General features: G+C 62.1%; 24 protein-coding genes. 14 read left to right on the forward strand and 10 right to left on the reverse strand.

What is annotated here, in order from left to right; translation table 11 throughout:
• Positions 1-12 precede the first annotated feature (12 nt).
• The 9 genes from ACZ5Y5_RS18825 to ACZ5Y5_RS18865 form a co-directional block, all read right to left on the reverse strand.
• Positions 13-786: an SDR family NAD(P)-dependent oxidoreductase gene (locus ACZ5Y5_RS18825; protein WP_464810946.1), complete on the reverse strand. Its 774-nt coding sequence runs from the start codon at positions 784-786 to the stop codon at positions 13-15.
• A gap of 29 nt (positions 787-815) precedes the next feature.
• On the reverse strand, positions 816-1,883 hold the full coding sequence (locus ACZ5Y5_RS18830; protein ID WP_464810947.1) for a Rieske 2Fe-2S domain-containing protein: 1,068 nt from the start codon (positions 1,881-1,883) through the stop codon (positions 816-818).
• A 180-nt stretch (positions 1,884-2,063) separates the two neighbouring features.
• The gene (locus tag ACZ5Y5_RS18835; protein ID WP_464810948.1) at positions 2,064-2,513 is read right to left on the reverse strand and encodes a nuclear transport factor 2 family protein; all 450 of its coding nucleotides are present in this window, start codon (positions 2,511-2,513) and stop codon (positions 2,064-2,066) included.
• A 65-nt stretch (positions 2,514-2,578) separates the two neighbouring features.
• Positions 2,579-4,246, reverse strand: a complete 1,668-nt coding sequence (locus ACZ5Y5_RS18840; RefSeq protein ID WP_464810949.1) for an FAD-dependent oxidoreductase — start codon at positions 4,244-4,246, stop codon at positions 2,579-2,581.
• 4 nt (positions 4,247-4,250) lie between these two features.
• Positions 4,251-5,291 carry a zinc-dependent alcohol dehydrogenase gene (locus tag ACZ5Y5_RS18845; RefSeq protein ID WP_464810950.1) on the reverse strand — a complete coding sequence of 347 codons (1,041 nt, stop codon included), beginning with the start codon at positions 5,289-5,291 and terminating at the stop codon, positions 4,251-4,253.
• An 11-nt stretch (positions 5,292-5,302) separates the two neighbouring features.
• On the reverse strand, positions 5,303-6,091 hold the full coding sequence (locus tag ACZ5Y5_RS18850; RefSeq protein WP_464810951.1) for an SDR family oxidoreductase: 789 nt from the start codon (positions 6,089-6,091) through the stop codon (positions 5,303-5,305).
• Complete coding sequence (locus ACZ5Y5_RS18855; RefSeq protein WP_464810952.1) at positions 6,088-7,347, reverse strand: MFS transporter; 1,260 nt, start codon at positions 7,345-7,347, stop codon at positions 6,088-6,090. Before ACZ5Y5_RS18855 ends, ACZ5Y5_RS18850 begins: the two co-directional genes overlap by 4 nt.
• 14 nt (positions 7,348-7,361) lie before the next feature.
• Positions 7,362-7,853, reverse strand: a complete 492-nt coding sequence (locus ACZ5Y5_RS18860) for an SRPBCC domain-containing protein (protein ID WP_464810953.1) — start codon at positions 7,851-7,853, stop codon at positions 7,362-7,364.
• A gap of 17 nt (positions 7,854-7,870) precedes the next feature.
• Complete coding sequence (locus tag ACZ5Y5_RS18865; protein ID WP_464810954.1) at positions 7,871-8,638, reverse strand: SDR family NAD(P)-dependent oxidoreductase; 768 nt, start codon at positions 8,636-8,638, stop codon at positions 7,871-7,873.
• A gap of 179 nt (positions 8,639-8,817) precedes the next feature.
• On the opposite strand from ACZ5Y5_RS18865, the gene ACZ5Y5_RS18870 reads away from it, so the two are divergent.
• The 5 genes from ACZ5Y5_RS18870 (at position 8,818) to ACZ5Y5_RS18890 (ending at position 11,588) form a co-directional block, all read left to right on the forward strand.
• Complete coding sequence (locus ACZ5Y5_RS18870) at positions 8,818-9,285, forward strand: nuclear transport factor 2 family protein (RefSeq protein ID WP_464810955.1); 468 nt, start codon at positions 8,818-8,820, stop codon at positions 9,283-9,285.
• A gap of 17 nt (positions 9,286-9,302) precedes the next feature.
• Positions 9,303-10,049, forward strand: coding sequence for an SDR family NAD(P)-dependent oxidoreductase (locus ACZ5Y5_RS18875; RefSeq protein WP_464810956.1), 747 nt, complete (start codon positions 9,303-9,305; stop codon positions 10,047-10,049).
• A gap of 106 nt (positions 10,050-10,155) precedes the next feature.
• Positions 10,156-10,599 (forward strand): nuclear transport factor 2 family protein, encoded by a 444-nt coding sequence (locus tag ACZ5Y5_RS18880; RefSeq protein WP_464810957.1) that lies wholly within the window; start codon positions 10,156-10,158, stop codon positions 10,597-10,599.
• Positions 10,583-11,053, forward strand: coding sequence for a nuclear transport factor 2 family protein (locus ACZ5Y5_RS18885; protein WP_464810958.1), 471 nt, complete (start codon positions 10,583-10,585; stop codon positions 11,051-11,053). Before ACZ5Y5_RS18880 ends, ACZ5Y5_RS18885 begins: the two co-directional genes overlap by 17 nt.
• Before the next feature lies 1 nt (position 11,054).
• On the forward strand, positions 11,055-11,588 hold the full coding sequence (locus tag ACZ5Y5_RS18890; protein WP_464810959.1) for a nuclear transport factor 2 family protein: 534 nt from the start codon (positions 11,055-11,057) through the stop codon (positions 11,586-11,588).
• A 207-nt stretch (positions 11,589-11,795) separates the two neighbouring features.
• Here the strand turns inward: ACZ5Y5_RS18890 and ACZ5Y5_RS18895 are convergent, their stop codons facing one another.
• The gene (locus tag ACZ5Y5_RS18895) at positions 11,796-12,443 is read right to left on the reverse strand and encodes a TetR/AcrR family transcriptional regulator (RefSeq protein WP_464810960.1); all 648 of its coding nucleotides are present in this window, start codon (positions 12,441-12,443) and stop codon (positions 11,796-11,798) included.
• Positions 12,444-12,594: 151 nt separating this feature from the next.
• On the opposite strand from ACZ5Y5_RS18895, the gene ACZ5Y5_RS18900 reads away from it, so the two are divergent.
• The 9 genes from ACZ5Y5_RS18900 to ACZ5Y5_RS18940 all read left to right on the forward strand — a co-directional run bounded on the left by ACZ5Y5_RS18900 (position 12,595) and on the right by ACZ5Y5_RS18940 (position 24,067).
• Positions 12,595-14,754, forward strand: a complete 2,160-nt coding sequence (locus ACZ5Y5_RS18900) for a TonB-dependent receptor (protein WP_464810961.1) — start codon at positions 12,595-12,597, stop codon at positions 14,752-14,754.
• Between the two features lie 14 nt (positions 14,755-14,768).
• The gene (locus ACZ5Y5_RS18905) at positions 14,769-15,791 is read left to right on the forward strand and encodes a metallophosphoesterase family protein (protein WP_464810962.1); all 1,023 of its coding nucleotides are present in this window, start codon (positions 14,769-14,771) and stop codon (positions 15,789-15,791) included.
• A 23-nt stretch (positions 15,792-15,814) separates the two neighbouring features.
• Positions 15,815-16,591: an SDR family NAD(P)-dependent oxidoreductase gene (locus tag ACZ5Y5_RS18910; protein ID WP_464810963.1), complete on the forward strand. Its 777-nt coding sequence runs from the start codon at positions 15,815-15,817 to the stop codon at positions 16,589-16,591.
• 2 nt (positions 16,592-16,593) lie between these two features.
• Positions 16,594-17,736, forward strand: coding sequence for a tyrosine-protein phosphatase (locus ACZ5Y5_RS18915; protein ID WP_464810964.1), 1,143 nt, complete (start codon positions 16,594-16,596; stop codon positions 17,734-17,736).
• Between the two features lie 273 nt (positions 17,737-18,009).
• On the forward strand, positions 18,010-19,914 hold the full coding sequence (locus tag ACZ5Y5_RS18920; protein WP_464810965.1) for a pilus assembly protein TadG-related protein: 1,905 nt from the start codon (positions 18,010-18,012) through the stop codon (positions 19,912-19,914).
• 6 nt (positions 19,915-19,920) lie between these two features.
• The gene (locus tag ACZ5Y5_RS18925) at positions 19,921-20,517 is read left to right on the forward strand and encodes a TadE/TadG family type IV pilus assembly protein (protein WP_464810966.1); all 597 of its coding nucleotides are present in this window, start codon (positions 19,921-19,923) and stop codon (positions 20,515-20,517) included.
• The gene (locus ACZ5Y5_RS18930) at positions 20,514-21,155 is read left to right on the forward strand and encodes a TadE/TadG family type IV pilus assembly protein (protein WP_464810967.1); all 642 of its coding nucleotides are present in this window, start codon (positions 20,514-20,516) and stop codon (positions 21,153-21,155) included. Before ACZ5Y5_RS18925 ends, ACZ5Y5_RS18930 begins: the two co-directional genes overlap by 4 nt.
• A 109-nt stretch (positions 21,156-21,264) precedes the next feature.
• Positions 21,265-21,717 carry a MaoC family dehydratase gene (locus ACZ5Y5_RS18935; protein ID WP_464810968.1) on the forward strand — a complete coding sequence of 151 codons (453 nt, stop codon included), beginning with the start codon at positions 21,265-21,267 and terminating at the stop codon, positions 21,715-21,717.
• Between the two features lie 55 nt (positions 21,718-21,772).
• Positions 21,773-24,067, forward strand: coding sequence for an FdhF/YdeP family oxidoreductase (locus ACZ5Y5_RS18940; RefSeq protein WP_464810969.1), 2,295 nt, complete (start codon positions 21,773-21,775; stop codon positions 24,065-24,067).
• Positions 24,068-24,079: the final 12 nt, after the last annotated feature.

The raw sequence follows: 24,079 nt of genomic DNA on the forward strand, positions 1-24,079 counted from the left end.
TCCGTTTTCCCGTCAGATGCCGTAGCCGCCGGACACGTTGATCTGCTGTCCCGTCACATAGGCAGCGCGTTTGGACGCCAGGAACACGGCGGCGTGGCCGATCTCCTCCGGCTGACCCCAGCGCTTGAGGGCCAGACCCTTCTGCACTTCGGCCACCCAGGCGGCGTCGAACACGCCCTGACGAGTAAGTTCGAGGAACATGCCCGCCTCGATCACGCCGACCAGCACGCTGTTGGCGCGGATGTTGTTGCGCCCTTCCTCCTTGGCGATGCCACGCACGAGCGATTCATTGCTCGCCTTGGGCGCGACGGACAGGCCATCCTTGTCCGGCCAGCGCATATGGCCCGCCGAACCCAGCGTCACGAAGGAGCCGCCGCCCTGTTCGCGAAAATGGGGCAGGGCCGCCTGCACCGCGTTGAAGAAGCCGTGCACTTCGGTATCGATCGCCCGCCGCCATTGCTCATGCGTCATTTCGCTCAGCATGACCTGATCGACGAGCGGTCCCGCGCCCCAGACAACTGTATGAATGCGGCCATGCGCTTCCACCGCGGCCTTCATTGTCGCTTCCACCTGCGCCGGGTCGCGCACGTCGCCGCCATGGACCGACGCCTTGCGGCCCAGCTTCTCTATCTCACCAGCCAGCGACTGCGCCGCATCGACCTTTGAATGATAGCCGATCGCCACGTCCGATCCGGATTCCGCAAAACATTGCGCCACGCTGCGGCCAATGCCGCCACTGCCGCCGAACACCAGAGTAGCGCCCGCCGGGAAAAGTGCCTTGTCCATCATCTCTCTTCTTCTTTTGTTATGCGCCGTCAGGCGGCGGATTGTTGCGGGCGGCTGTCATAGGTGGTCACCTGACCTTCCACCCGCCGCTGAAATTCGCCCGCGCGGTCGCGGGGATTGTAGAATTGCCGATACCAGATGCGGACCTTGTGGGTCGGCCCGTCAGCCGGGATCTGAAGCGGATTGAAGCAGGGGCGCTTGTTGCCCCAGATCTCAAAATCCTGCGCCAGCGCGAGACGTCCGGTTTCGGCATAAGCCTCCGCCGCCGCGATGTCTTCGGGCGTTGGCGGCGTGTTCGCTGCCTTGGACATGAGAGCGTGCCAGACCATCACCACGCCATCCTCGACCGGCGTGTGGCAGATCAGCATGAGCGAGGGGTAGGAGCCGGTGAGGCGCGACTGGAGAATGGCGGGGCCGGTGTACCAGGTATCCGTTTCCAGCATCGCCTCGCTGCCGACCAGCGTGCGGTGCCCGGCCCCGAACTTCTGCCAGAGGATGGCGCCTTCAAAGCTGTTGGTGAAATAGGTGCATTCGGTCGAACCATGTACCGGGACCATGTGCGGAGCGTCGGCCATGTTATCGAGGATCTCCTGCGGATGGCAGTCGATGATCCCCAGATGATCGATCTTCCAGCGGACCCAGCTTGGATCATCCCATTCGGCAAAGGGCGGCAGATCGATGTCGGGCTCCAGCCCCTCAGGGTCATGCCAGAACCAGATGATGCCTGCCCGCTCGACGATCGGATAGGTTTTGAGCTTGGCCGTCTTGGGGATGAAGTCTGAATAAGGAATGTTCTTGCACGCGCCGTCGGGGCCGAACTGCCAGCCGTGGAAGGGACAGCGGATCGATTCTCCTTCGATCTGCTCACCGTCTCGCACGATATAGCTGGTCGCATTCTTCGCAAGATGCGCGCCCATGTGCGGGCAGTAGGCGTCGACCATATAGGCCGTTCCGCTCTCGCCCCGGTAGAGGACGAAGTCCTGCCCGAAATAGTGAACCGTGGTTGGCTTGCTGGTCACCTCGGCCGCTTCGGCCACCATGAACCAGCCGCGCGGGTAGGTGTATTCGCCCAGCCCATATTCTGCTGTGCGCGCCATCATCGCTCTCCTTGATCTTTGCCGCAGGGTGGCGTCGGGACAGCCATCCCGATACGTCGAAATCGATTAGGTTCGAGCGTATTGCTCAACCCCGTTCAACTGAGCCTGTCGAAGGGTCTGCGCGGGCTTCGACAAACTCAGCCCGAACGGAGGGGGGTGGTTCAGGCCCGACGTCGCCGGTCAAACCTGACGCTGCGCGCCGCGGTCTTCGCTCCAGGACGCGCCTTCACCCACGGTTTGCGCCACAATTTGCGGGTTCACATATTCGCGCCAGCGGGTGATCCGCCCATCGGCGAAGTCAAACACACTGATGTAGCGGTTCGAATAGGGCGCGCCCGTCGGCAGGTAGCGGCTGTGCGAGCTATATTCCGCGATCAGGCGGTCGTCCGCCGCCAGATCGTGGATCGCCTCTATGCGGTAGGCATAGTCGTCGAAATCCTGCCAGCTGTTCTCCATCGCCTCGCGGAACCAGCGTGCCCCCCTATGCTCGACAGGAAAGCCCTCCATCACCGGGAAGGGCCATTCGAACAATATATCTTCGGCCAGGCAGGGTTCGACCGCATCGAAATCCTTACGCCCGAGCGCGTTCAACATCGTTACAAACAGATCCCGGTTCGCGCTACTCGTCATGATCCTCTCCTTTTCTTTGAAGATAGCGGAGCATGACGAGGCGCGATTACTCGATTTAAAGGACGTCAGTTGGCACCGGTCGCATGGCGCGCGGCGATATAGCCGAAGGTCATGGCGGGGCCGATCGTCGATCCCGCTCCGGGATAGGAGCGGCCAGTGACCGACGCGGCGCTGTTGCCGATGGCGTAGAGCCCTTCGAGCGGCTGGCCCGTCTCATCCACGACACGCGCATATGCGTCGGTCGCCAGTCCGCCATTGGTGCCGATATCGCCCGCCTGGACCGGCAACGCATAAAAGGGCGCTTTTTCCAGCGGCAGCAGATTGGGATTCGGCGTGACCTTGGGATCGCCATAATAGCGGTCATAGGGCTGCTGCCCGCGTCCGAAATCCGGGTCGTCGCCTTGCCGCGCATGATGGTTGAAGCGAGTGACGGTATCCTTGAGAACAGCAGGGTCCACACCAATCTGCCGGGCCAATTGTTCGATGCTGCTGGCCTTGCGGAGTATCCGGCGCACCGCTGGGGGGTGCATCCAGGCGGGGATCATCGGCATCAGCGGCCCCATGGGATATCGCCACTTGAAGCGGGAATCGAGGATCACCCATGCCTGGCCGCCTCCAGCGTCGCGCATGGCTTCGCCTGCCTTGTGATAGGAGGCCGCTTCGTTGAGGAAGCGTCGCCCGGCCGCATCGACGATGATCGATCCGGGCAGGGACCGCTCGAAGAAGAGAGGGCGGGCGCGATCTTCGTCCGGCACCTTGATGGTGGGCGCCCACCACGCCGAATCCATACGGACAGTGGCCGCGCCGACCTGCTGCGCCGCCCGGATGGCATCGCCGGTATTGCCGCTCTGGCTGCCGGACCAGCGGGGATCGGGCGATCCCGTCAGATGCTTACCCCGCATCTGCGGGTCGCGTTCGAACCCACCCGCCGCCAGGATCACGCCGTGCCGCGCGCCGATGCGGCGGACGCCCGAGGGTGTCTGGACGACTGCGCCGCGTACTCGGCCATCCTGCTCGATGAGGGAGGCAAGGGAATGGCCGTAGCGGATCTTCACCTGCCGCGCGTCGAGCGACAGTTTGAGCCGGGCGAGGAGCGCATTGCCGGAAGTGAGAAAACGGCTGCGCTTCGACCGCAGGCGCTGGCCGATGTCCGAATAATGCCGCCACAGCGCGCGGGCTAGCATGCGCTGCCATCCGGCCATGCGCGTGATCATCGGCGCTGCTTCGGCCGCGGTCCAGCTGATCCGGCCGAACAACATGCCGGCGGGATGAGTCGGGCGCAGCCTTGCCAGATCAGCGCCCAGGCGGCGGCCATCGATCGGTTGGGGGTCGTGGCTGCGCCATCCCATTTTGCCGCCCGGCAGTTCGGCATGATAGTCGGTGTAGGGGATGGACGCGTAGCGCACCTCCGTCCGCTCCTCCATGTAGGAGAGCATGCGTGGTGCATTATCGACGAAGGCGCGGATGCGATCGGGTTCCGCGTCGCTTCCGGCGAGCGCGGAGATGTAGCTGGCCGCCTCTTCCGGACTGTCGTCCGCGCCTGCCGCTTTCGCCAGATGGCTCGCGGGAATCCAGATGACGCCGCCCGACGTTGCCGACGTGCCGCCAAACTGGTCACTCTTTTCGATGATGGCGACATTGGCGCGATTGTCTGCGGCGACGATGGCGGCGGTCAGCGCCGCCGCCCCCGATCCGACCACCAGGACGTCAACTTCCTCGTCAAATGCGTCCATCCGGTCAGTCCCTCTCCATCGTCAACATCACCTTGATCGCTTCGGGTGCGCATTGGGCGTCGAATGCCTCAGGCGCTTGCGAAATGGGGAAGCGGTGAGAAATCAGCGCAGTGCGATCGACTTTCCGCTGCGCCATATAGGACAGCGCCTCAACCAGTTCCTCCGCCGCATAGCCGTTCGATCCCATGATGGTGGGCTGCTTCTCGATCATCGGCCCGAAATCGATAGTCATCGGACCTTCATAGGCGCCGAAGCATACGATTCTGCCTTCCTTGAGATCGATCAGGCGCAGCGCGGTTTCCAGCGGGGGCGGTCCTGCCATATGCTTGATATAGCCGGCGCAGTCGATCACCGCGCCGATGCGGGCCGAAACGCCCTGATAGCCTTCTTCGGTGCCGGTTATCGCCGCGATCTGATCGAACACATCCCCGTTGCGGGCGTTGACCGCTTTCGTTGCGCCTTGCGCCAGCGCAGCGTCGAGCCGTGCCTGATGCACATCGACGGCGATTATCTCACCGGCCTGGATGCCGCGTGCATGGATGGCTTGAATGACGCTGAGGCCGATGATGCCGACGCCGAAGATGACGACATTCTCGCCGGGCTGGATGGCTGCCTTTCGTACCATCTGCAGGCCGTCGGCGAGCTGTTCCGTGGTTGCCGCCTCGACCATGCTGACGCCATCAGGAACGCGCACCAGCTGGAAGGGATTTACAGGAACGGCAACATAATCGGCCATGCCGCCGCCAAAGCCGGTGACGCCTACGACCCGGTCGCCGACCGCCCAGCCCTCTACGCCTTCGCCGACCGCCGCGATCGTCCCGGCAAATTCATGGCCGGGCACATGATAGCCCTCCGGCGTCGCGCGGACGAGCTGGTCGCGATAGCTGCCGTTGCGGAACATGTGCAGGTCCGACCCGCAAATGCCGCAGGCCGCGACCCCAACGATCACTTCGCCCGGCGCAGGCGTCGGCGGCGTCGCATCGCTGCGGGCGGCGATCTGTCCCGGATCGATAAAGTCCGCGACGCGCATGGTGGCTTGCATCATCTTGCTCTCCTTCAGCCGGGCATGAATTCGCCGCCGTTGATGTCCAGGCTCGCGCCCGTCACCACGGAGCAATAGTCCGACAGCAGCATGATGATAGGCCGTGCACATTCGCGGTCAGTGGGCATACGGCGGAGCGCGATATTCTGTTCCTGTGCAGCTTTTAGTTCAGCGACGCTCTTGCCGCTTTCCTTCGACATATAATCGAACGCCTGCTCGACCGAATGGCCCCACATCCAACCCATGAAAGTGGAGTTGACGCGGATGTTCCACTGGCCGACTTCCGTCGCCATCTGCACCGTCGCCATGGCGAGCGCCGCCTTCGACGTCGCATAGGCGGCCTGCTGCACCCAAGGCTTGCGCGTCACCTGCGTATTGACGTTGACGATCGAGCCCCCCCCGGTCTCACGCATCTGGCGGATGACCGACTGGCAAAGACCTACCGTGCCGAACAGGTTGACGTCGAAGGTCCGCCGCCATTCGTCGAGATCAGCATCGACCACATCGGTGAAGGCGCCGGGGATGTAGGCGCTGTTGACGAGGCCGTCGATGCGGCCGAAGCGCTCCATGGTCGCGCCGACTAGCCGATCCACATCATCCCGGCTGGAAATGTCGGTGGGGACCTTGAGCACGGTTACGTCATGCCCCGCGTCTCGGATCATGGCTTCGGCTGCGTCAAGCTTCGACGCCGTGCGCGCGGCCAGGACGACATGAGCGCCTTCGGCTGCGGCGAGCGCGGAGAGTTCCTGACCCAGGCCGGGGCCGATGCCCGACACGATGATGACCTTGTCCTTCAATATCACTTCAGTCTCTCCATTTTCGATATGCGGGCGCTGCGCCGCTCCAGGATCAGGAAGATGATCGCGGAGAGGGCGAAGCCCGCGATTTGCATGGCGATTGGTGTCCAGTAGCTGCCGCTTGCATCGAACAGGGCGCTGGCGAGGGGCGCTGCGCCAAAGGTGAAGGGCACGGTGAACAGCGTCACAAGGCCCATCACCTGTGCGAAGTTACGGGGGCCAAACAGGCGCGTGAGCAGAACGCCCTGAGCCGCCGCGATGCCGCCGCCGCAGGCGCCGACGATCACCGCGTCGACCACCAGCAGCCAATAGGGCGCGGGCTGCAGGAAGATGAACCAGACAAGTCCCTGCACGATGCTGTTGATCGCCAGCGCCGTACCGGGTCCCAGCCGGTCGGCGAGCCAACCGAACGCGAGCGCGCCGAGGATGCCGGTGCCACCCGAAACCGCGAAGAGGAAAGATGCTTCCTCCAGGCTCCAGCCCTGGCCCATGATCAACGGAACCATATGCGCCGCCTTCAGCACGCCCCCGCCGACCGCGATCCCCACGGCGATGGTGACGAACCAGAGCGCCGGACGGCTGAGCAGCGTCTTCCAGGGCAGCATCGGTTCCGGCTCGCCGCGCGATGCCGCGTCCTCATAACCGAGCGGCTGCTGGCCAACTTGTTCAGGACGGTCGATGACGAAGGGCATGAGCGGCAGGACGAGCAAATGGGCGAGGCCGACCCCGACCAGCACGGCGCTGAGGCCATAATGATGCAGCGCCCAGGCGCTGATCATCGGCACCAGCATGACGAAGACTGGCATCGTGACGAAGCCGAGCGCCCGCCCCTGATGCCGGACGAACCAGTTGCTGGCGAGGATATTGGAAGGCAGCACACCCAGCAGCAGGAAGGCCGGAGAGATGAGCAGCGCGAAGATCGCGAGGAACTGACCGATGCTGGCGGCGAGCGGCAGCAGGCAATATCCTGCCGCGCCGAGCAACGACCCGATCGTCAGCACCCGGCGGATCGACGTGCGGGCGATCAGCGGACTGATCAGCGGGGCGCTGAGCGAATAAATGAGGATGACGAGCGAGATGCCAAGTGCGGAGAGGGTCCGAGTGGTCGCGAACCGCTGCTCGATGGCGAGAACCAAAGTGCCGAAGGAGCCAAAGGTAAGGCCCACGGCGACATTCTGCGTCACCGCCGCGATCGCGACCATGCGCCATCCCAAGAAGCCGGGCCGCGCGGGTATGTCCTGTGGCGCTTGGTGGGAAGACATGCTGAGGCTGCCCATCATCGTCCCAGCCGTTGGACGTGCAGCGTCTCCGCCCGCGCCTTGAGCGCATGGGCGGTGTCGTCGAATGCGCGCTTCACCCACGGGCCGCAGAAGCGCATGACATGGACGCCATTTTCGCCGAGGAAGGCGTCGGTCGACCAATAGCGGCAATGGCCCCCGTCAACCGGTTCGATGAACTGGTCGCGGCGCGCCGCATAGGGCCAGTCTTCATGCCAGCGCGCTTCCCAGGACAATTGCCGTTCCGGCTCGAGCGCGCAGATATATTCGCATCCCTGCAGCAGAGAGCCGGGATTGGGATAATTGACGAGGCTCATATGCACGGGCGCCCCCATTTTCAGCGTGGAACTGGCGCTCACGCAAAAGGGGTTCCATTCGCCGTAGCGATCAAGGTCGGTCAGGATTTCCCAGACGAGCGAAGGCGACGCTTCGATAATGACCTTTTCCGATGTGACGACATTGGCCGGGTCGTAGCTGGTTTTGGCATCCATGATCTGACGTCTCCGGATTATTGGGCGGGTGCGGGGGGAAAAGCCGACAGTAGGGCTGCGTCCACGAGCTGCGCCTGACCGTTGATCGCGGCCGATGCCGGGCCGAGCAGGAACAGCGCGACCTCCGCGACCATTTGCGGGCTTAGTTCGCCACGATAAGCGGGCGTGCCCAGGTCCGAGGGCGGCACGATGCTGTCCTGCCGTGCTGCGCCGACAAGCGGCGTCGCCACCGCGCCGGGGCAGATGGCGTTGACCCTGAGCCCGCGCTGCGCAAAGTCGCGGGCGGCTGAACGGACCAGCCCCACGACGCCGTGCTTGGCGCTGCTGTATCCTGCCGCATCGGCAAAGCCGGTCAGCCCTGCGGCCGACGCCGTGACCACCGCCGCACCGCCAGGACGCAGCCGCCGCTGCGCTTCCCGCAAGCCGAGGAAGGGGCCGCGCAGGTTGATGGCGATCATGCGGTCGAATTCTTCGACGCTCATCTGGTCGAAGGGGCCATAGCGCTGGATCGCACCGGCGTTGAGGAAGGCGAGGTCGAGGCCATTCAAAGCTGCCTCCGCCTTATCGAAGAAATGGCTATTGTCGGCTTCCAGTGAAATGTCGCCAGCGATCGCCAGCGCCTTGCCACCGCTGCTTTCGATCAAGGCTGCGACACGTTCGGCATCCTCCAACCGGATATCGACGATCGCGACGCGGCATCCTTCGGCCGCCAAGCGCATCGCGGCAGCGGCGCCGATGCCTGACCCACCGCCCGTTACAAGCGCGGACTTCCCCGCTAGGCTCATGCATCTTCTCCATATTTGCCGGTCCTGCGCCGGCTTCCTTTTGGAGCATGGCTGAGCCTAAATGCGTGCGCCTCATCCAAATAGAGGAGGCGCGTAAATGAGCACAAGGGCTCTACTGGTTTCAACGAAGAAGGACGGCCCGTTTGACGGCAGCCAGTCACATGAATGGAGAGATGCGCATGACCGGCGATGATTATTTCGCGATCCAGAACCTGCTCTTTTCCTACCCCTATCTGCTGGACTCGGGGGATTTCGACGGCGTCGGCGAGCTGTTCCGCCATGCCACGGTCCATAGCGGAGGCGCTGTTCTGGCGGACAAGGACCCCGCCGCTATGGCCGCGTCCTTTCGCGACTGGGTCGTCACCTATCCCGACGGGACGCCGCGGACTCGGCATTTCCTGGCCAATGTGATCATCCGTCCGGAAGGGCCGGAGCGGGCGGTCGTCAGTTCCTATGTCATGGTGTTCCAGCAGACCGACGCGCTGCCGCTGCAGCCGGTGATCGGCGGCGATTATCGCGACGTCGTGGAAAAGGTCGACGGCGTCTGGCGCTTTGTCGAGCGGCGGATGGGGAATGATCTGGTCGGAAACCTGACATGCCATGGCCGGGATTTGGGGACAATCCGGCCGAGCCGTGCAAATTCATGAATGAAGAGGCGAATAAAATGCGTTTTCAGAACAAGGTTGTGATCGTCACCGGTGCTGCATCCGGCATCGGGAAGGCGACCGCCCAGCGCCTGGCTGCGGAAGGGGCGCGGCTGGTGCTGGGCGACGTCAATGTGGAGGGGGCGCAGGCCACGGCGGATTTGTTGCGTGAACGCAACGATCATGTCGTTGCCGGATTCGATGCGGGCAATGCGGCGAGTTGCCGCGCTTTCATCGCCGAGGCGGCGGAGAAGGCCGGGCGGATCGACATGCTGTGCAACATCGCCGGGATCATGGACTGGGCGCCGCTCGACCAGTTCACCGAGGAGCGGTGGGAAAGGATGATGCGGGTCAACCTGTCCAGCCATTTCTATCTGTGCCAGGCCGTGATGCCGCATCTGGTCGCGACCAAGGGGAATATCGTCAATATCAGTTCGGCCGCGGGCCTGGTCGGGATCGCCTATACGACCGCCTATTGCGCGGCGAAACATGGGGTGATCGGCCTGACCAAATCGCTCGCCATCGAGTTCGCCAGCGCGGGCGTGCGGGTGAACGCCATCTGCCCGACGGGGGTGAAGACGCCGATGACGTCGGGCGCTTTCCCGGAAGGCGTCGACGTATCGCTGCTGATGCGCAACGCGTCCAAGATGGGCGACATGATCGATGCGGAAGAGGTGGCGGGCGCTATCGCTTATCTCGGCTCTGAAGATGCGCGTAGCGTCAGCGGCATCGCGCTGCCGGTGGATGGCGCGCAGACGGCGGGCTGATCTTTGCCATCGTGCGCGCCGTTGACCTTCGGTCGCCTCCGGCCAGACAGGCTCAGGGCGAACGGAGGTTAGATAAAAGCGGAGATTAAATAACAAGGAGAGGATGATGACGGCGACAGCGGAACAGGTTCGCCAGGTGCTGCAGGATTATATCCGCGCCTGGACGATCAAGGACAAGGCTCTGCTGCTTTCCCTGTTCGCGGAGGATGCGGTGCTGGAGGACCCGGTGGGCACGCCGCCCTTTCGCGGGCATGAAGGCATCGGCAAATTCTGGGACTTTGCGCTGTCCGACAGCACGCGCCAGATCACGCCGCGTTTGGAAGAGATACGGGCCTGCGGCGATCAGGGCATCTTGCGCTTCACCATGGAAGTGCGCCTGCCGGAGGAGGGCAAGGGCCTGAACCTGTCCATCATCGAGCATGCGCAGCTGAACGATGAGGGCAAGCTCAGCCATTTGCGCGCTTTCTGGGATGAAAACTCAGTCGGCTGTCCAGAGGGTTGGGAGTTGTTCGTGCCCAATATCGCTGACGCCTATGACAATGCCGACTGATGCGGAGGCGCTGGCGCGGGTCAAGGTGACTGCGCGGTCCTTTTTCGACCTGCTGAATGACCGGCGGGTGGATGATGCGATGGCGCTGCTCGATGACGGGGGCAGCTGGTGGAATGTCGGCCCGCGCACCGCCGTGCCCATGACGAGTTTCAAGCAGTCGGGCACGGAAATCATGCGCATCATGCCGATGCGCTTCGTCCTGCATGGCGTCCTTGCCGAGGGAGACACGGTGCTGCTGGAGGTGGAGAGCATCTCCCCCAAGCCGGACGGCGGCACCTATAATAACCGCTATTGCTATGTGATGGTCGTGCGGGATGGCCGCATCCTGCACGTCCGCGAATATCCCGATACCAAATATGCCGCGGAAATGCTGCCGCCCGAAGCATGGGCGCATGAGATCGGATCGTGGGAGAAACACCACGGCAGCTATTGGCACAAGGATTTAGGAGCCTGACATGACCTACCCGCATGAGGAAGTCGAAGCGTCGATCATCCGCCTGAAGGAAGCCTTCGTCGAAGCGGAGAAGCGCAATAGCTGGGCGTGGATCGCCGATGAGCTCTATCATGAGGATTGCGTCTATATCTGCCCCTATGCAGGCGCGATGCCGGTGGTGGCGGAAGGGCGCGAGGCGATCCGGCGGACGCATTATGGCCGCGACATGGACGTGGGATCGGGCTGGGCGGGGTGGAGCTTCCCCATCCTGGACTGGGCGATCAATGGCGACCGGATCATCAGCTATTGGGTCAATCGGGGGCCGGGGCAGCGTCCGGACGGCAGCTATTATGAGACCAAGGGGGTGTCCTTCATCACCTATGGCGGGGGCGGGAAATTTTCGTCGCAATATGATCTGTTCGACCTCGCGCACCAGATGAAACTGTGTGACGAGTTGGAGGAAGCGGGGTTGCTTGATCCTCAGTTGAAGCAGGAGTGGGTGGTGCCGACCAAGCGGAAGCTGATTGATATGCTTGAGCAGAATTTTGAGGGGTGATTGGGGGCTGAGCGCGCCCTTCGACAAGCTCAGGGCGAACAGGGCGGGGTTTCACTGTTGGGGTTGAATCATGTTCCTGCGGAGGCAGGAACCCAGTTCTGCCGTCTGAGCTAGGCTCCTGCCTTCGCAGGAAAACGATGTGCGTGTGACAAGGTCGAGGCGAACAGAGCAATTAAAAATCCAAGACCCATCCAGCACGGAAGGGATTCAGCTTACCGCTGCCCTCGCCAGCTTGTGGATGAGTGCGCGGAAGCTTTCCAGTTCGGCGGGGTCGGCCGGATTATAGGCGCGTTCTTCGCCGATTTGGCCGCCATTGCAGACATAGAAGAGCGCGCCGCCCGCGACGCTGTTCAATATGTGCATGGCTGAGACGGGGCGGAATGCGCCTGAACTGACGCCGGCCGCGATCACCATCTCTATGTCGCGCAGGGACGTTTCGGAAAAGCGGACGGGATTGTCGCCGCGCGGGCGGAAATCGGCGATGAGCCGCTGGATGATCCGGGCCGCCGTGGGGCGGGAAACAAGGAAATCGAGCCAGGCGTCGAGCAGCGCGAGCAGCCGGGCCATGGGATCATCGACGTCCGCCACCCGCTTCAGCACAAAATCGTGCATCGACGCGAAGATGTCGGATTCCACTTCGTCGTAAAGCTGCTGCTTGCCCGGAAAATAATAGACGATCGATGGACGGCGGATGCCGACCGCCTGCGCGACATCCTCTAGCCGCGCCGCCGCATAGCCGAGGTCAGCGAACACCTGTTCCGCCGCATCCAGGATCGATTGCCGGGTGGCGTCTCCGCGCGGCTGCCGCGCCACCTGCCTGTTTGCGTCCGCCACCATTGCTCCTTTGCCGCCCATCGCGGCCATCCTGCTGTCCCTATCGGGCAAGCCGAACAGGAAATGCAATCTTCAATCTTGATATTCTACCGTCATGTAGGTAGGAAATCTACCAGAAGGTAGATAAGCCGCGCATGGATGTGGCGAAAAGCCTGATTTTGAGGGAGAGAATATGCCGAATCATTTTGTCGCCTACGCCATTCTCACGCCGCTGCTCGCATCGGTGGCGCTTCCCGCGCTGGCGCAGAGCAGTGCGCCCGAGGGCATTGAGGAAATCGTCGTCACCGCGCAGAAGCGCGAGGAGTCGCTGCAGGACACGCCGGTTTCCATCGCGGCGTTCAGCGCGAAGGATCTGGAGGCGAAGGGGATTAGCGGCCTGACCGATTTGCGCGCCAACGTTCCGGCGTTGCAGCTGACGCCTTTCCCGAACAATGCCGCGACGACGCAGATCTTCATGCGCGGCGTTGGCCTGTCGGATGACCAGATCACGCAGGATGGCGGCGTCGCGGTTTACATGGACGGCGTCTATATCGCACGCAGCCAGGGGCTGGCGGTGGAAGTCGCCGATCTGGAGCGGATCGAGGTGCTGCGCGGGCCGCAGGGTACGCTTTACGGGCGCAATGCGACCGGGGGTGCGATCAATTTCATCACCCGCAAGCCTGACCTCGGCGATTTCGGCTTCAAGGGGCAGGCAACGCTGGGCAATTATGACCATCGGCGGTTCAAGGCGGCGGTCAATGTGCCGATCGGTCAGACCATCGCGGCGCGCTTTTCCTATGTGAACCAGCAGCAGGACGGCTTCATCCGCAATCCGGGGACGGGCATCAAGCGCTGGGGCGACGAGGATCGGCAGGCGATGCGCGCCGATGTGCTGTGGCAGCCGTCCGATAGGTTCAACCTGCGCTACAGCTATGACCGCACCGAAATTGGCGACACGCCCGCTTATGTGGCGGTGTCCCCGCTGTTCCCGCGCGTCGCGGCGCGACCCAAGGCGGGCAGTCCGTTCGTGCGCGACGTTCTGCCCAACGACATCGTATCGCAGGGGCACAGCCTGATCGGCGAATGGGAACCTTCCGATACGCTGACGGTCCGGTCCATCACCGGCTATCGCAAGCTCTTCAATTTCCAGAACCAGGATTATCTGACCGGCGTCACCGGCCCCAATCCGCTGCAGAAGAATAGCAGCCGGACCAAGCAGGACCAGTGGAGCGAGGAATTGCAACTGGTCGGCAATGCGTTCGACGATCTGGTGCAATATGTCGCGGGGCTTTATTACTTCACCGAAGAGGGCAGCAATTTCAGCAACAGCTATAGCCCTCCCACGCTGACGCGCAGCTTCACCACGGCCACGATCAAGAACCGGTCCTATGCGGTGTTCGGGCAGGCGACGGTGACGCCCGATTGGCTGGACAAACGGCTGCACTTCACGGTCGGCGTGCGTCAGAGCTGGGACAAGCGCGAAGCGACGCTGGCGCGGCAGACGCAGATTGCAGGCGGGCCGATCACCACCGTGCCGGGCGTTGGAGATGGCAGCCGCACCTTCAAGGATTTCAGCCCGAGCTTCGTGATCGGCTTTGACGCTTCGCGCGACGTGCATCTCTACGCCAAGGCGGTGAAGGGGTATAAGAGCGGCGGCTTCAATATCCGCGCCAGCTCTATCGCGCGGTTCAATGAAGGCTTCGCGCCTGAGACGCTGTGGTCCTATGAAGCGGGGATGAAGAGCCAGTGGCTCGACAATCGCCTGCGCTTCAACGTTGCGGGCTTCATTTCCAAATATCGCGACATTCAGGTCAATGTGCAGTCCGACCCGACCAATGCGCGCATCACCGACGTGCTGAACGCCGGTAGCGCGACTGTGAAGGGGGTCGAGATGGACCTGACCATCGCGCCGACCCGAGCGCTGCGTGTCACCGCCAACTACAGCTATCTAAAGGCGCGATACGACAGCATCATCAGCGCGACGGGTGCGGATATTTCCAGCAACTACCGATTTACCAATGCGCCTGAACATACGTTCGCGCTGGACGTCACCTATGACTTGCCACGACTGCCGATTGGTCAGCTGACCGCCAACGCCAACTATACGGCGCAGAGCGACAAGTTTACCAATGCGACGATCAGCGGCGGCAAATATATCGTCGGCGACTATGGCCTGATCAATGCGCGGCTGGGGCTGAGCGATATTCCGGGACTGCCGGGGGTGCGGGCGGCTGTGTGGGGCCGCAACCTGGCGGATAAGGAATATTATCTGATGCAGTTCAACATCGGCCGCCCCGGCGCGATCTTCGGCGAGCCGCGCACCTATGGTATCGACCTGAGCGTCGAATTTTAAAAGAGGAGGCGGGGATGAAGCACCGCGCCTTGCTGACCGGAGCGCTCGCGCTGCTGCTATGCGGCGCGGGGGCTCCGGCTGGAGAGTATCGGCCGGGCGCTCCTGATGTGGCGTGGACGGCGAAGGACTTTGCGGGGGGCGGGCAAGAGTTCCGCTTCGCCGTTATCGGGGACCGGACGGGCCAGCACCGGCCCGGCGTGTTCGAGGATGCGCTGCGCAAGGTGAACGGGCTGCGGCCCGACTTCGTCATCAACATCGGTGACCTGATCGAAGGCAATAGCGAAGATCTTGGCCAGATCGATGTGGAATGGAAAGAGGTGGAGGGCGCGACGGCTGGGCTGGACATGCCTTTCTTCTATGTTCCCGGCAATCATGACCTGACCAATGATGTGCAGTTGAAAGAATGGCGCAGGCGGATCGGGGCGGACTATTACAGCTTCACCTACAAGAATGTGCTGTTCCTGGTGCTGAACACGGAAGACCCGCCGCAGCCCAAGATCGCACGGAGCAGGCTGCTGCGTGAATATGGCGCGGAGGCGATGGGCAGGGCGCTGAAGGCTTTGCAGGGCGATCCGGAGGAAGCGAAGGCGCTGTTCGCGCGGGATGCGCGGATCGGTGAGCTGGCGGGCAAGGTGAAGGCGTCGGAAAATGTCGCCTTCAGCGCGGCGCAGGTCGCGATGGTGCGGGCGGCGCTGGCGCGCAACCGGGATGTGCGCTGGACTTTCCTGCTGATGCACCGGCCTGCGTGGAAGGTTGATTCTGCGGCGTTCCACGAGATTGAGGGGATGCTGCGCGGGCGCGACTACACGGTGCTGGCGGGGCACTTCCATAAATATGAGCATCAGCTGCGCGACGGGCATGACTATGTGCAGCTGGGCGTGACCGGGGGCATGCCGGGCGGGCAGGCAGGCGATCCGGCGGTGCTCGACCATGTCATGTGGGTGTCGGTCGCGAAGGGCGCGCCCAGTATCACCAACATAAGGCTGGACGGCTTCCTCCCGAAGGAAGGGCTTGCGCGACCGGCTCCACGGCCCTGAATTTTGAAAAGAGGATATGTGCGATGACTGTTTCTCCTGCTTTGGGAAGTCCCGGAACCGCCGTCGTCGTGACTGGCGGCGCGTCGGGCATTGGGCTGGCCTGCGCCGAAGCGCTGGCGGCGGTCGGCCGCGGGGTCGCGCTGTGGGACATTAATGGCGAGGCGGCGGAAGCTGCGGCCGCACGCATTGCTGGGGAATATGGGGTGAAGGCAGTCGGGGTCCGGGTGGACCTGCGCGATCCTGCTGCCATCGGTCCGGCCCTGGAGGCGAGCCGGGGTGCCGTGGGTGCTTTGGGCGGGCTGGTGCATGCGGCCGGGACGGTCGATACAGCCTCGATCGACGGGCTGACCGTCGAAAGCTGGGACGCGGGAATGGCGGTGCATCTGCGGTCCTTCGCCTTTGTGACGCAGGCGATCCATGCGGACCTAGCTGCGCAGCCGGGGTCGGCGATTGTTGCCATTGCCTCGATCAATGCGACGCTGGGCAATGCGATGAACCCGATCTACTCGGCGGCGAAGGGTGGCATGCTGTCGCTGGTGCGGTCGTTCGCGGACCGGCTGGCGCGCGATGGTATCCGCATCAACTCAGTGTCGCCCGGACAGATATTGACGCCGATGATGCAGCCCGCGATCGATGCGCTTCCGCAAGGCTTCTTTGAAAAGCGCATATTACTTGAACGGATTGGCGATCCTATGGAAATAGGTCGCGTGGTGCGCTTCCTCCTGTCCGATGAAGCAAGCTATATCACCGCCAGCGAAGTGGTGGTGGACGGCGGCAATATCTCATCCCAGCGAGGTTGATCATGAAGCGCGACTTTGTCCTGACAATAATTGCGGCGATGCTCGCCGGTTGTGCGCCGGTAGGAGAACGGCAGCTGGCGAGCGCGCCCAATGCTGCCGTCGCGCAGGTCGCGCAAAGTCCGTTCAAGGCTGCGTCGGTCGAGAAGGGCGCGGACGGGAGCTATCGGGTCGCCTGGCGGGCTCCAGCTACCGGACGCGTTCGCGTCTATGCGGGGGCTGACCCGGCGGGCACCGCGAGCGGCGCTGTCTCAGCAGAGGGCGGCGCGGAAGGCAGCGCAGTCATCAGTGGTCTGGATGCGGGCAAGCGCTGGTATTTCACGCTGGTCCCGGATCGCGGCGCAACGCTGACCGTTGCGGATCAGGGGCTGCATCTGGCGACCGCGCCGAACTTTCGGGATGTTGGCGGATATCGGACGGCCGATGGTCAGTGGGTGAAGCCGGGGCTCATCTTCCGGTCCGATCAGCTCAACCGGCTGAGCGACAAGGATCTGGCCGCCATCGACGCGCTTGGGCCGTCCCTGGTCGTGGATCTGCGCACGCAGTCGGAACGGGATCGCGAGCCGGACCGCATTCCGCCGCGCGGCCGGCCGCTGGTGCTGGACGTGGCGGCCGATGCGAGCGGGACGCTGGGCGGAGACATGCGCCAGGCGCAGGCGGCGATCGCGTCGGGCAAGGGCGCGGAAATGCTGATCAGCGCCAATCGCGACTTCGTAACGCTGCCAAGCGCGCGTGCCGCTTACGCCGCTCTGCTGCGCCGCCTGATCGACGGCGGGCAGGAGCCGGTCATCTATCACTGCACTGCGGGCAAGGATCGCACCGGTTGGGCAACGGCGGTGATCCTGACGCTGCTGGGCGTGCCGCGCGAGACGGTGATGGCGGATTATCTGCGGAGCAATGCGTATCTGCAGGCCAAGAATGACGCGACGATGAAGGCGCTCGCAGCGTCGGGCGCGGGAATAAACCCCGCCTTTCTGGAACCGGTGCTGACGGTCCGGCCCGAATATCTGCAGAGCGCCTTCGATGAGGTCGATCGCAAATATGGTTCCATGGAAGCCTATGCGCGCGACGGACTGGGCTTGTCCGCATTGGACATCGCAGTGCTGCGCCGCAAATATCTGAGTGGGTCGAAATCCTCGCAAGGCTGAAGATCGCACACTGTTACTGATAGGGTTCCGGTGAAGTCAGGTGACGCATGTCGTCTGACTTCGCGGAGATTCGCCTGTTCATTTAGTTTTAGCGCGACTCCGAGCTGATATTTAATCTAGATAAATATAATTGGTCTGATTTCTTAATCTGCATCAAAATTAAGGCTAAGTTAGCTTAAGTGTTGTTTTACGAAGTAAATCTTATTCAAGGAGGCAAGTTGAAAATAACAAATTAAGGGGGGTGTTGTTTTGCTCCGCAATCGATCTTCCTTTTTGAAGCGGCTCGCCAGGAGCGAGGCAGGCAATACATTATCGATCATTGCGGCGTCGATGATTCCGATCATTGGAATATTGGGCAGCGGCCTGGATATGAGCCGCGTGTACCTGGTCCGGTCGCGGATGCAGCAGGCGTGTGACGCATCCGTACTCGCGGGGCGGCGAGCGATGGTTGGATTGTCGTGGACAAGCAATGACGAGGCGCTCGCCAGCCGCTTCTACCATACGAATTTCCCCGACGGGACGTTGGGCACGCAGAATGTCAACCTGCGCTATAGCGCCAGCGGGACGGGAGCGATCACGGCGAACGCATCGACCGTACTTCCCATGACATTGATGCACGTGCTCGGCTTCAATGAAAAGGCGATCGCAGTAACGTGCAAGGCAGAGTTGCAACTGCCCAATTCGGATATCATGTTCGTGCTGGACACCACCGGATCGATGGCCGAGACCAATCCGGGAGATCCCACGACACGCATAATCGCAATGCGTTCGGCGGTGGAATCATTCTACCAGACGCTGGAAAATGCACGGACATCCGGCTCGATCATCCGCTATGGTTTTGTGCCCTATTCGGAGAGTGTGAATGTCGGCCTTCTGCTGAAGCGCGACTGGATGGTGGATAAATGGACTTATCAGTCGCGTCGGCCCAATGGCGTGCCTGAACCGGTGGAAACGACCACTACGACGACCAGCACGAAGACAAACAGCGCCGTGGAATATGTTTCCGGTAAAGTGGAGACCATTAAATCCACACTGCCGCTGGAGGACTGTGCGGCCCCTGCAAGCACGCTCAAGACCACGACGGTGAATATGGCGACGCGGACGAGCCCTTATCCATCCGGCGGTACGCAGACGGAAGTCGACAAGCAGCGCACCCGCGACGGCAGCAGTTTCAGCGTAGCGATGTCGGGTGGCCAGTGCGTTCTTACCGAGACCCGTTACACCGTATATGTCGATAAGTGGACGGAGACGACGATCCCGGTAGGATCGACGACGACGTCTACATCCACCCGTTATTATTGGGATTATGGGCCGATCGAATATGATGTGACGCCCCTTAAGGGAAATCTAGCTTCCAACCTCATGGCGGGCGGTAAGATAACCGCAACGATCGGCAATAATCACTCCAGTCGTCAGGTGACCTGGGCGGGCTGTATCGAGGAGCGGGATACGGTCACCGGCACTGATTATACCAATGCCTATGACATGGACATCGACCTGCTGCCCACCAACGATCCGAAAACACGATGGAGGCCGGCGCTGCCGCAGCTAGTTTTCGCGCGGACGTCGATGACGAGCTATACGATTAATCCCATCATCCGAACGACAACCAATTATCAGAATGTCGGCGATTATTTTGCCGGCACCTATGCGGTATGCCCATATAGCGCGTCCAAGTTGAAGCAGCGGACATCCACGGAAATCGCCACCTATCTCGGCAATCTGAAGCCTTCCGGACAGACCTATCATGATATCGGCCTGATCTGGGGCGCGCGGCTATTGTCGCCAACCGGCATTTTCGCGGATGAAAATTCCATAGCCGCCAATGGCGGTACGATCGCCCGGCACATGATCTTTATGACGGACGGCAACACCGATACCGAAGTCAATCATTATGACGCCTATGGCTGGCCTGCGCTGGATCGACGCCGTTCCCCCGGACTGCAGACAAAGACCGAGCAGGACGCCACCGTTGCCGCTCGCACCGCAGCGATCTGCACGGCGGCCAAGGCGAAGGGCATCACCTTGTGGGTCATCGCGTTCGGCACATCACTAACGTCACTGCTGCAGAATTGCGCCAGTCCCGGACGTGCCTATCAGGCGAATAATACCGCTGAACTGAATGCACGCTTTGCCGAGATCGCGACGCAGATCGCCCAACTGCGGATCACGGACTGACCCATGATGAGCAGCCATATTCACCTGTTGAAACGTGACGAGCGGGGCGTTTCCATCACTGAATTCGCCCTGGTCGTGCCGGTGCTTCTAACGCTTATCCTGGGTCTGTTCGACATTGGTCACGAGCTTTATGTCAAATCGATCACGGAGGGGGAGATGCAGCGCGCGGGCCGTGCATCCGCATTGGAGACGGCCGGCGGGGCCCGCCAGGCGCAACTGGATGAGGATGTCCGTTCGCAGATCATGCGGGTTGCGGGCGCCGGCGGAGACGTCGCTTTCACGCGTCAGGCCTATCTCAGCTATCAAGCGGCGCAGGCGAAGGCGGAGCCGTTTCTGGACGCCAATAATGACGGCCTCTGCAACAATGGCGAGAGCTTCGATGATTGGAACGGCAATGGGACGCGCGACCTGGAGGGCGCGCGCAGCAGTCAGGGCAACGCGCGCGATGCAGTCATCTACACAGCGCATGTGACCTATCCTCGCCTGTTGCCCATGGGGGCGCTGCTGGGATGGTCCAATACCGTCTCGATCACCGCATCGACAGTGTTGCGCAACCAGCCCTATGGAGACCAGGCGGCTACATCCGTCCGGAAATGCATATGAAATGGCTTAGCCCTAAGGTGCTGGTCGCGGATCTGCGCGGCGTGGCGATGACCGAATTCGCGCTCAGCCTGCCCTTCATGGTCATGCTGGGCACGCTGGGCATCGAATATACCCATTATATCGTCATCAAAAAGCGGGTGTCCGAGATTGCCGCGCAGATCGCCGATAATGCTTCGCGAATGGGCGATGTGTCCGTTTTAACGAACAAGCCGGTGAGTGAAGCGGAGATCAACGACCTGTTCGTCGGCGCGTCGCTGCAAGCGGGCGATCGAATGGACCTGCGGGGGAACAGCCGCATCATCCTGTCCAGCCTGGAGCAGAATAGCGAGGGCGGCCAATGGATACATTGGCAGCGCTGTTTCGGAACCAAAGTCCATGCGTCAAGCTATGGCGTCGAAGGCGATGGCGCCAACGGGACAGCCTTTCAGGGAATGGGGCGCCCTGGCACGAAGATCACGGCGAGCCGGGGCAGCGCGGTCATGTATGTGGAGATCGCCTATAGTTACAGGCCTATCATCGGCGTGATGCCCATATCGCTGAACGACATTGTCGAGGTGGCCGCCTATAATATCCGCGACATGCGGGATCTTAGCCAAGTTTATTCAAGCCCCGGGGTTGCTGCATCGACTTGCAGCTGATCAGCTCTTGGTCATGGGATGGAGTCCTGCGGAGTGATTTTCCGGTCGCATTCGCCGCAGCTTTCTATAGTCTTGCGGTGACTTCAACCGGCATGCGGGGGCCTGCATCATGAGCCAGTTTTTCGATTATCTTCAATCCAGGGCCGATAAGGAAGATGTGTCGGACTGGCTGCTGGTCAGTCAGGAGATGATCGATCAATTCGCCGACGCGACCAAGGATCACCAATATATCCATGTCGATCCTGAAGCCGCCAAGCAATCACCCTTTGGCGGCACGATAGCCCATGGCTTTCTGACGTTGTCGCTCTTGTCCTATCTTTGCGCAGATGCGCGGGGGGACATCATTCCCGAGGGTGCGACCGAAATCAATTATGGCAGCAACAAGCTGCGTTTCCTGTCGCCGGTGCGGTCGGGCAAGCGTGTGCGCGGGCGGTTCAAGCCGCTGGAGATCGTCGAGAAGCGGCCGGGGCAGATTCAGGTGACGACCGAGGCAACGGTAGAGATAGAGGGCGAGGATAAACCTGCGCTAATCTGCGAATGGATTACCCAGTTTAAACTTTGAACCAAAGCATCGCCTATCCGTTTGCGTGTCGTAGAGACATAAAGCGGAAACAATTATGGCGGCCGGCAAAGAGGGCAAACCCCGTATCAAGCCATTCCGGGGTCCTGCGGGAGGCTGGGGTTCTGTCCGCTCGCTTGCCGAGATCCTGCCGCGCGAGCATTTCCCCGTTGAAGGCGTGCGGGAATTGGCGCGGCAGAATAAGCCCGATGGCTTCATGTGCGTCAGTTGCGCTTGGGCGAAGCCGGGCGATCCCCATCCGGCGGAGTTTTGCGAGGAAGGCGCCAAGGCGACCGCCTGGGAACTGACCAAATTACGGACGACGCCCGAATTCTTCCTGGAGCATAGCGTCACCAGCCTGCGCGAGTGGCGGGACTATGATCTGGAGCAGCATGGGCGCTTGACCCACCCGCTGCGCTATGACGCGGCGGCGGACAAATATGTCGCCTGCTCATGGGACGAAGCGTTTGACGCCATTGCGGCCAGCCTGCGGCCGATGGATCCCAAGAAGGTGGTGTTCTACTCGTCCGGGCGCACCAGCCTGGAGGCGTCCTACATGTACGGCCTGATGGCGCGGATGTATGGAAACCAGAACCTGCCGGACAGTTCCAACATGTGCCATGAATCCACTTCGGTGGGGTTGAAGGCCGCCATTGGTGTGCCGGTCGGAACGACGCAGTTGAAGGATTTCGACGAGTGCGACGCGATCTTCTTCTTTGGCCAGAATGTCGGGTCCAATTCCCCCCGCATGCTGCACGACCTGCGGCGGGTGCGGAAACGGGGGGTGGAGATCATCACATTCAACCCGCTGCGCGAACGCGGGCTGGAGCGCTTCACCGATCCGCAGAATCCGATCGAGATGGCGACGCTCCAGGAGACCGGCATTTCCACCCAATATCATCAGGTGAAGGCCGGCGGTGACATTGCGGCCATCACGGGGCTGGCCAAGTTCCTGATCGAATGGGACGATGCGGCCAAGGCGGTCGGCGACCCGCCGGTGCTGGATCACCAGTTCATCGAGCAGCATACGAAGGATTTCCACGCCTTTGCGGACAAGGTGCGGGCGTCATCCTGGGAGGAAATAGAGCAGGAATCCGGCCTTACCCGCTGGGCGCTGGAAGAAGCGGCGCGCGTCTATGCCCGGTCCAAGGCGGTGATGGGCATTTACGGCATGGGGCTGACCCAGCATGTGAAGGGGGTCGAGAATGTTCGCATGCTCGTCAACCTGCTGCTGTTGCGCGGAAATATCGGTAAACCCGGCGCTGGACCGATGCCGGTGCGCGGCCACAGCAATGTGCAGGGGCAGCGCACGGTCGGCATCACGGAAAAGACGGAACTGGTGCCCGTTGAGAAGCTGAAGGAGCTTTATGGGTTCGACCCGCCCACGGAAAAAGGGTTCGATACGGTCGAGACATGCCAGGGCATAGTCGATGGATCGGTGAGGGCCTTTGTCGGGCTGGGCGGCAATTTCCTGCGTGCCATCCCCGATACCGAGAAGATGGAGGCGGCCTGGCCGCGCCTGGACCTCGCCGTGCATATCGCGACCAAGCTGAACCGCAGCCACCTGTTTCCGGGCCGCCTGACCTACCTGCTCCCCTGCCTCGGCCGTATCGAGCGGGATGTGCAGCAAAGCGGCCCGCAGGCGGTGTCGATGGAGGATTCCACCAGCTGTATTCATGGGTCGCTGGGCAAGGCGGAGCCTGCGAGCAAGCATCTGCTGTCCGAACCGGCGATCGTGGCGGCGCTGGCCAAGCGGCTGCTGCCGCCCAATTCGCGGATCGATTGGGACAGCTGGGTCGCGGATTACAGCCGGATCAGGGACGCGATCGAAGCGACCTATCCCGACAAGTTCAAGGATTTCAACCAGCGCCTGTTCCAGCCGGGCGGCTTTTGGAAAGGGAACAAGGCGGCGGAGCGGATATGGGAGACGCCGAGCGGCAAGGCGGAATTCCTGCCGCCGTCCGGCATGTCGGCGACCGGCTTTGCGGACAAGGGTGGTCAGTACCGGCTGATGACGCTGCGCTCCAACGATCAGTTCAACACGACCATCTATGGCTATCATGATCGTTTCCGCGGCGTGAAGGGGACGCGCGACGTTCTTTTCATGAACGCAGAAGACATGATGCAGGAAGGGTTGCGGGAAGGCGACGTCGTGACGTTGGAGGGCGCTTCGCAGGACGGGCGGGTGCGGCGGCGGCCGGGCCTGATCGCCACCGTCTATAATATCCCGCGCGGCTGCCTGGGCGCCTATTATCCCGAATGCAATGTGCTGATCCCGATCGAGCATCATGCCGAGGAAAGCCATGTTCCCGCGGCGAAGTCGGTGCCCGTGACGATCAGCCGGGCATCCTGAGGAGGCAGGCGT

The sequence above is a fragment of the Sphingobium sp. TomTYG65 genome (assembly GCF_055395525.1).

Excerpts from the sequence above, each read along its gene's own strand:
- ACZ5Y5_RS18930 (WP_464810967.1), top strand. The coding sequence starts at position 20,514 with ATGAAATGGCTTAGCCCTAAGGTGCTGGTCGCGGATCTGCGCGGCGTG.
- ACZ5Y5_RS18835 (WP_464810948.1), bottom strand. The coding sequence starts at position 2,513 with ATGACGAGTAGCGCGAACCGGGATCTGTTTGTAACGATGTTGAACGCG.
- ACZ5Y5_RS18925 (WP_464810966.1), top strand. The coding sequence starts at position 19,921 with ATGAGCAGCCATATTCACCTGTTGAAACGTGACGAGCGGGGCGTTTCC.
- ACZ5Y5_RS18885 (WP_464810958.1), top strand. The coding sequence starts at position 10,583 with ATGACAATGCCGACTGATGCGGAGGCGCTGGCGCGGGTCAAGGTGACT.
- ACZ5Y5_RS18905 (WP_464810962.1), top strand. The coding sequence starts at position 14,769 with ATGAAGCACCGCGCCTTGCTGACCGGAGCGCTCGCGCTGCTGCTATGC.
- ACZ5Y5_RS18845 (WP_464810950.1), bottom strand. The coding sequence starts at position 5,291 with ATGATGCAAGCCACCATGCGCGTCGCGGACTTTATCGATCCGGGACAG.
- ACZ5Y5_RS18940 (WP_464810969.1), top strand. The coding sequence starts at position 21,773 with ATGGCGGCCGGCAAAGAGGGCAAACCCCGTATCAAGCCATTCCGGGGT.
- ACZ5Y5_RS18890 (WP_464810959.1), top strand. The coding sequence starts at position 11,055 with ATGACCTACCCGCATGAGGAAGTCGAAGCGTCGATCATCCGCCTGAAG.
- ACZ5Y5_RS18915 (WP_464810964.1), top strand. The coding sequence starts at position 16,594 with ATGAAGCGCGACTTTGTCCTGACAATAATTGCGGCGATGCTCGCCGGT.
- ACZ5Y5_RS18830 (WP_464810947.1), bottom strand. The coding sequence starts at position 1,883 with ATGGCGCGCACAGCAGAATATGGGCTGGGCGAATACACCTACCCGCGC.
- ACZ5Y5_RS18870 (WP_464810955.1), top strand. The coding sequence starts at position 8,818 with ATGACCGGCGATGATTATTTCGCGATCCAGAACCTGCTCTTTTCCTAC.
- ACZ5Y5_RS18865 (WP_464810954.1), bottom strand. The coding sequence starts at position 8,638 with ATGAGCCTAGCGGGGAAGTCCGCGCTTGTAACGGGCGGTGGGTCAGGC.
- ACZ5Y5_RS18825 (WP_464810946.1), bottom strand. The coding sequence starts at position 786 with ATGGACAAGGCACTTTTCCCGGCGGGCGCTACTCTGGTGTTCGGCGGC.
- ACZ5Y5_RS18895 (WP_464810960.1), bottom strand. The coding sequence starts at position 12,443 with ATGGGCGGCAAAGGAGCAATGGTGGCGGACGCAAACAGGCAGGTGGCG.
- ACZ5Y5_RS18875 (WP_464810956.1), top strand. The coding sequence starts at position 9,303 with ATGCGTTTTCAGAACAAGGTTGTGATCGTCACCGGTGCTGCATCCGGC.
- ACZ5Y5_RS18880 (WP_464810957.1), top strand. The coding sequence starts at position 10,156 with ATGACGGCGACAGCGGAACAGGTTCGCCAGGTGCTGCAGGATTATATC.
- ACZ5Y5_RS18935 (WP_464810968.1), top strand. The coding sequence starts at position 21,265 with ATGAGCCAGTTTTTCGATTATCTTCAATCCAGGGCCGATAAGGAAGAT.
- ACZ5Y5_RS18860 (WP_464810953.1), bottom strand. The coding sequence starts at position 7,853 with ATGGATGCCAAAACCAGCTACGACCCGGCCAATGTCGTCACATCGGAA.
- ACZ5Y5_RS18900 (WP_464810961.1), top strand. The coding sequence starts at position 12,595 with ATGCCGAATCATTTTGTCGCCTACGCCATTCTCACGCCGCTGCTCGCA.
- ACZ5Y5_RS18840 (WP_464810949.1), bottom strand. The coding sequence starts at position 4,246 with ATGGACGCATTTGACGAGGAAGTTGACGTCCTGGTGGTCGGATCGGGG.
- ACZ5Y5_RS18855 (WP_464810952.1), bottom strand. The coding sequence starts at position 7,347 with ATGTCTTCCCACCAAGCGCCACAGGACATACCCGCGCGGCCCGGCTTC.
- ACZ5Y5_RS18910 (WP_464810963.1), top strand. The coding sequence starts at position 15,815 with ATGACTGTTTCTCCTGCTTTGGGAAGTCCCGGAACCGCCGTCGTCGTG.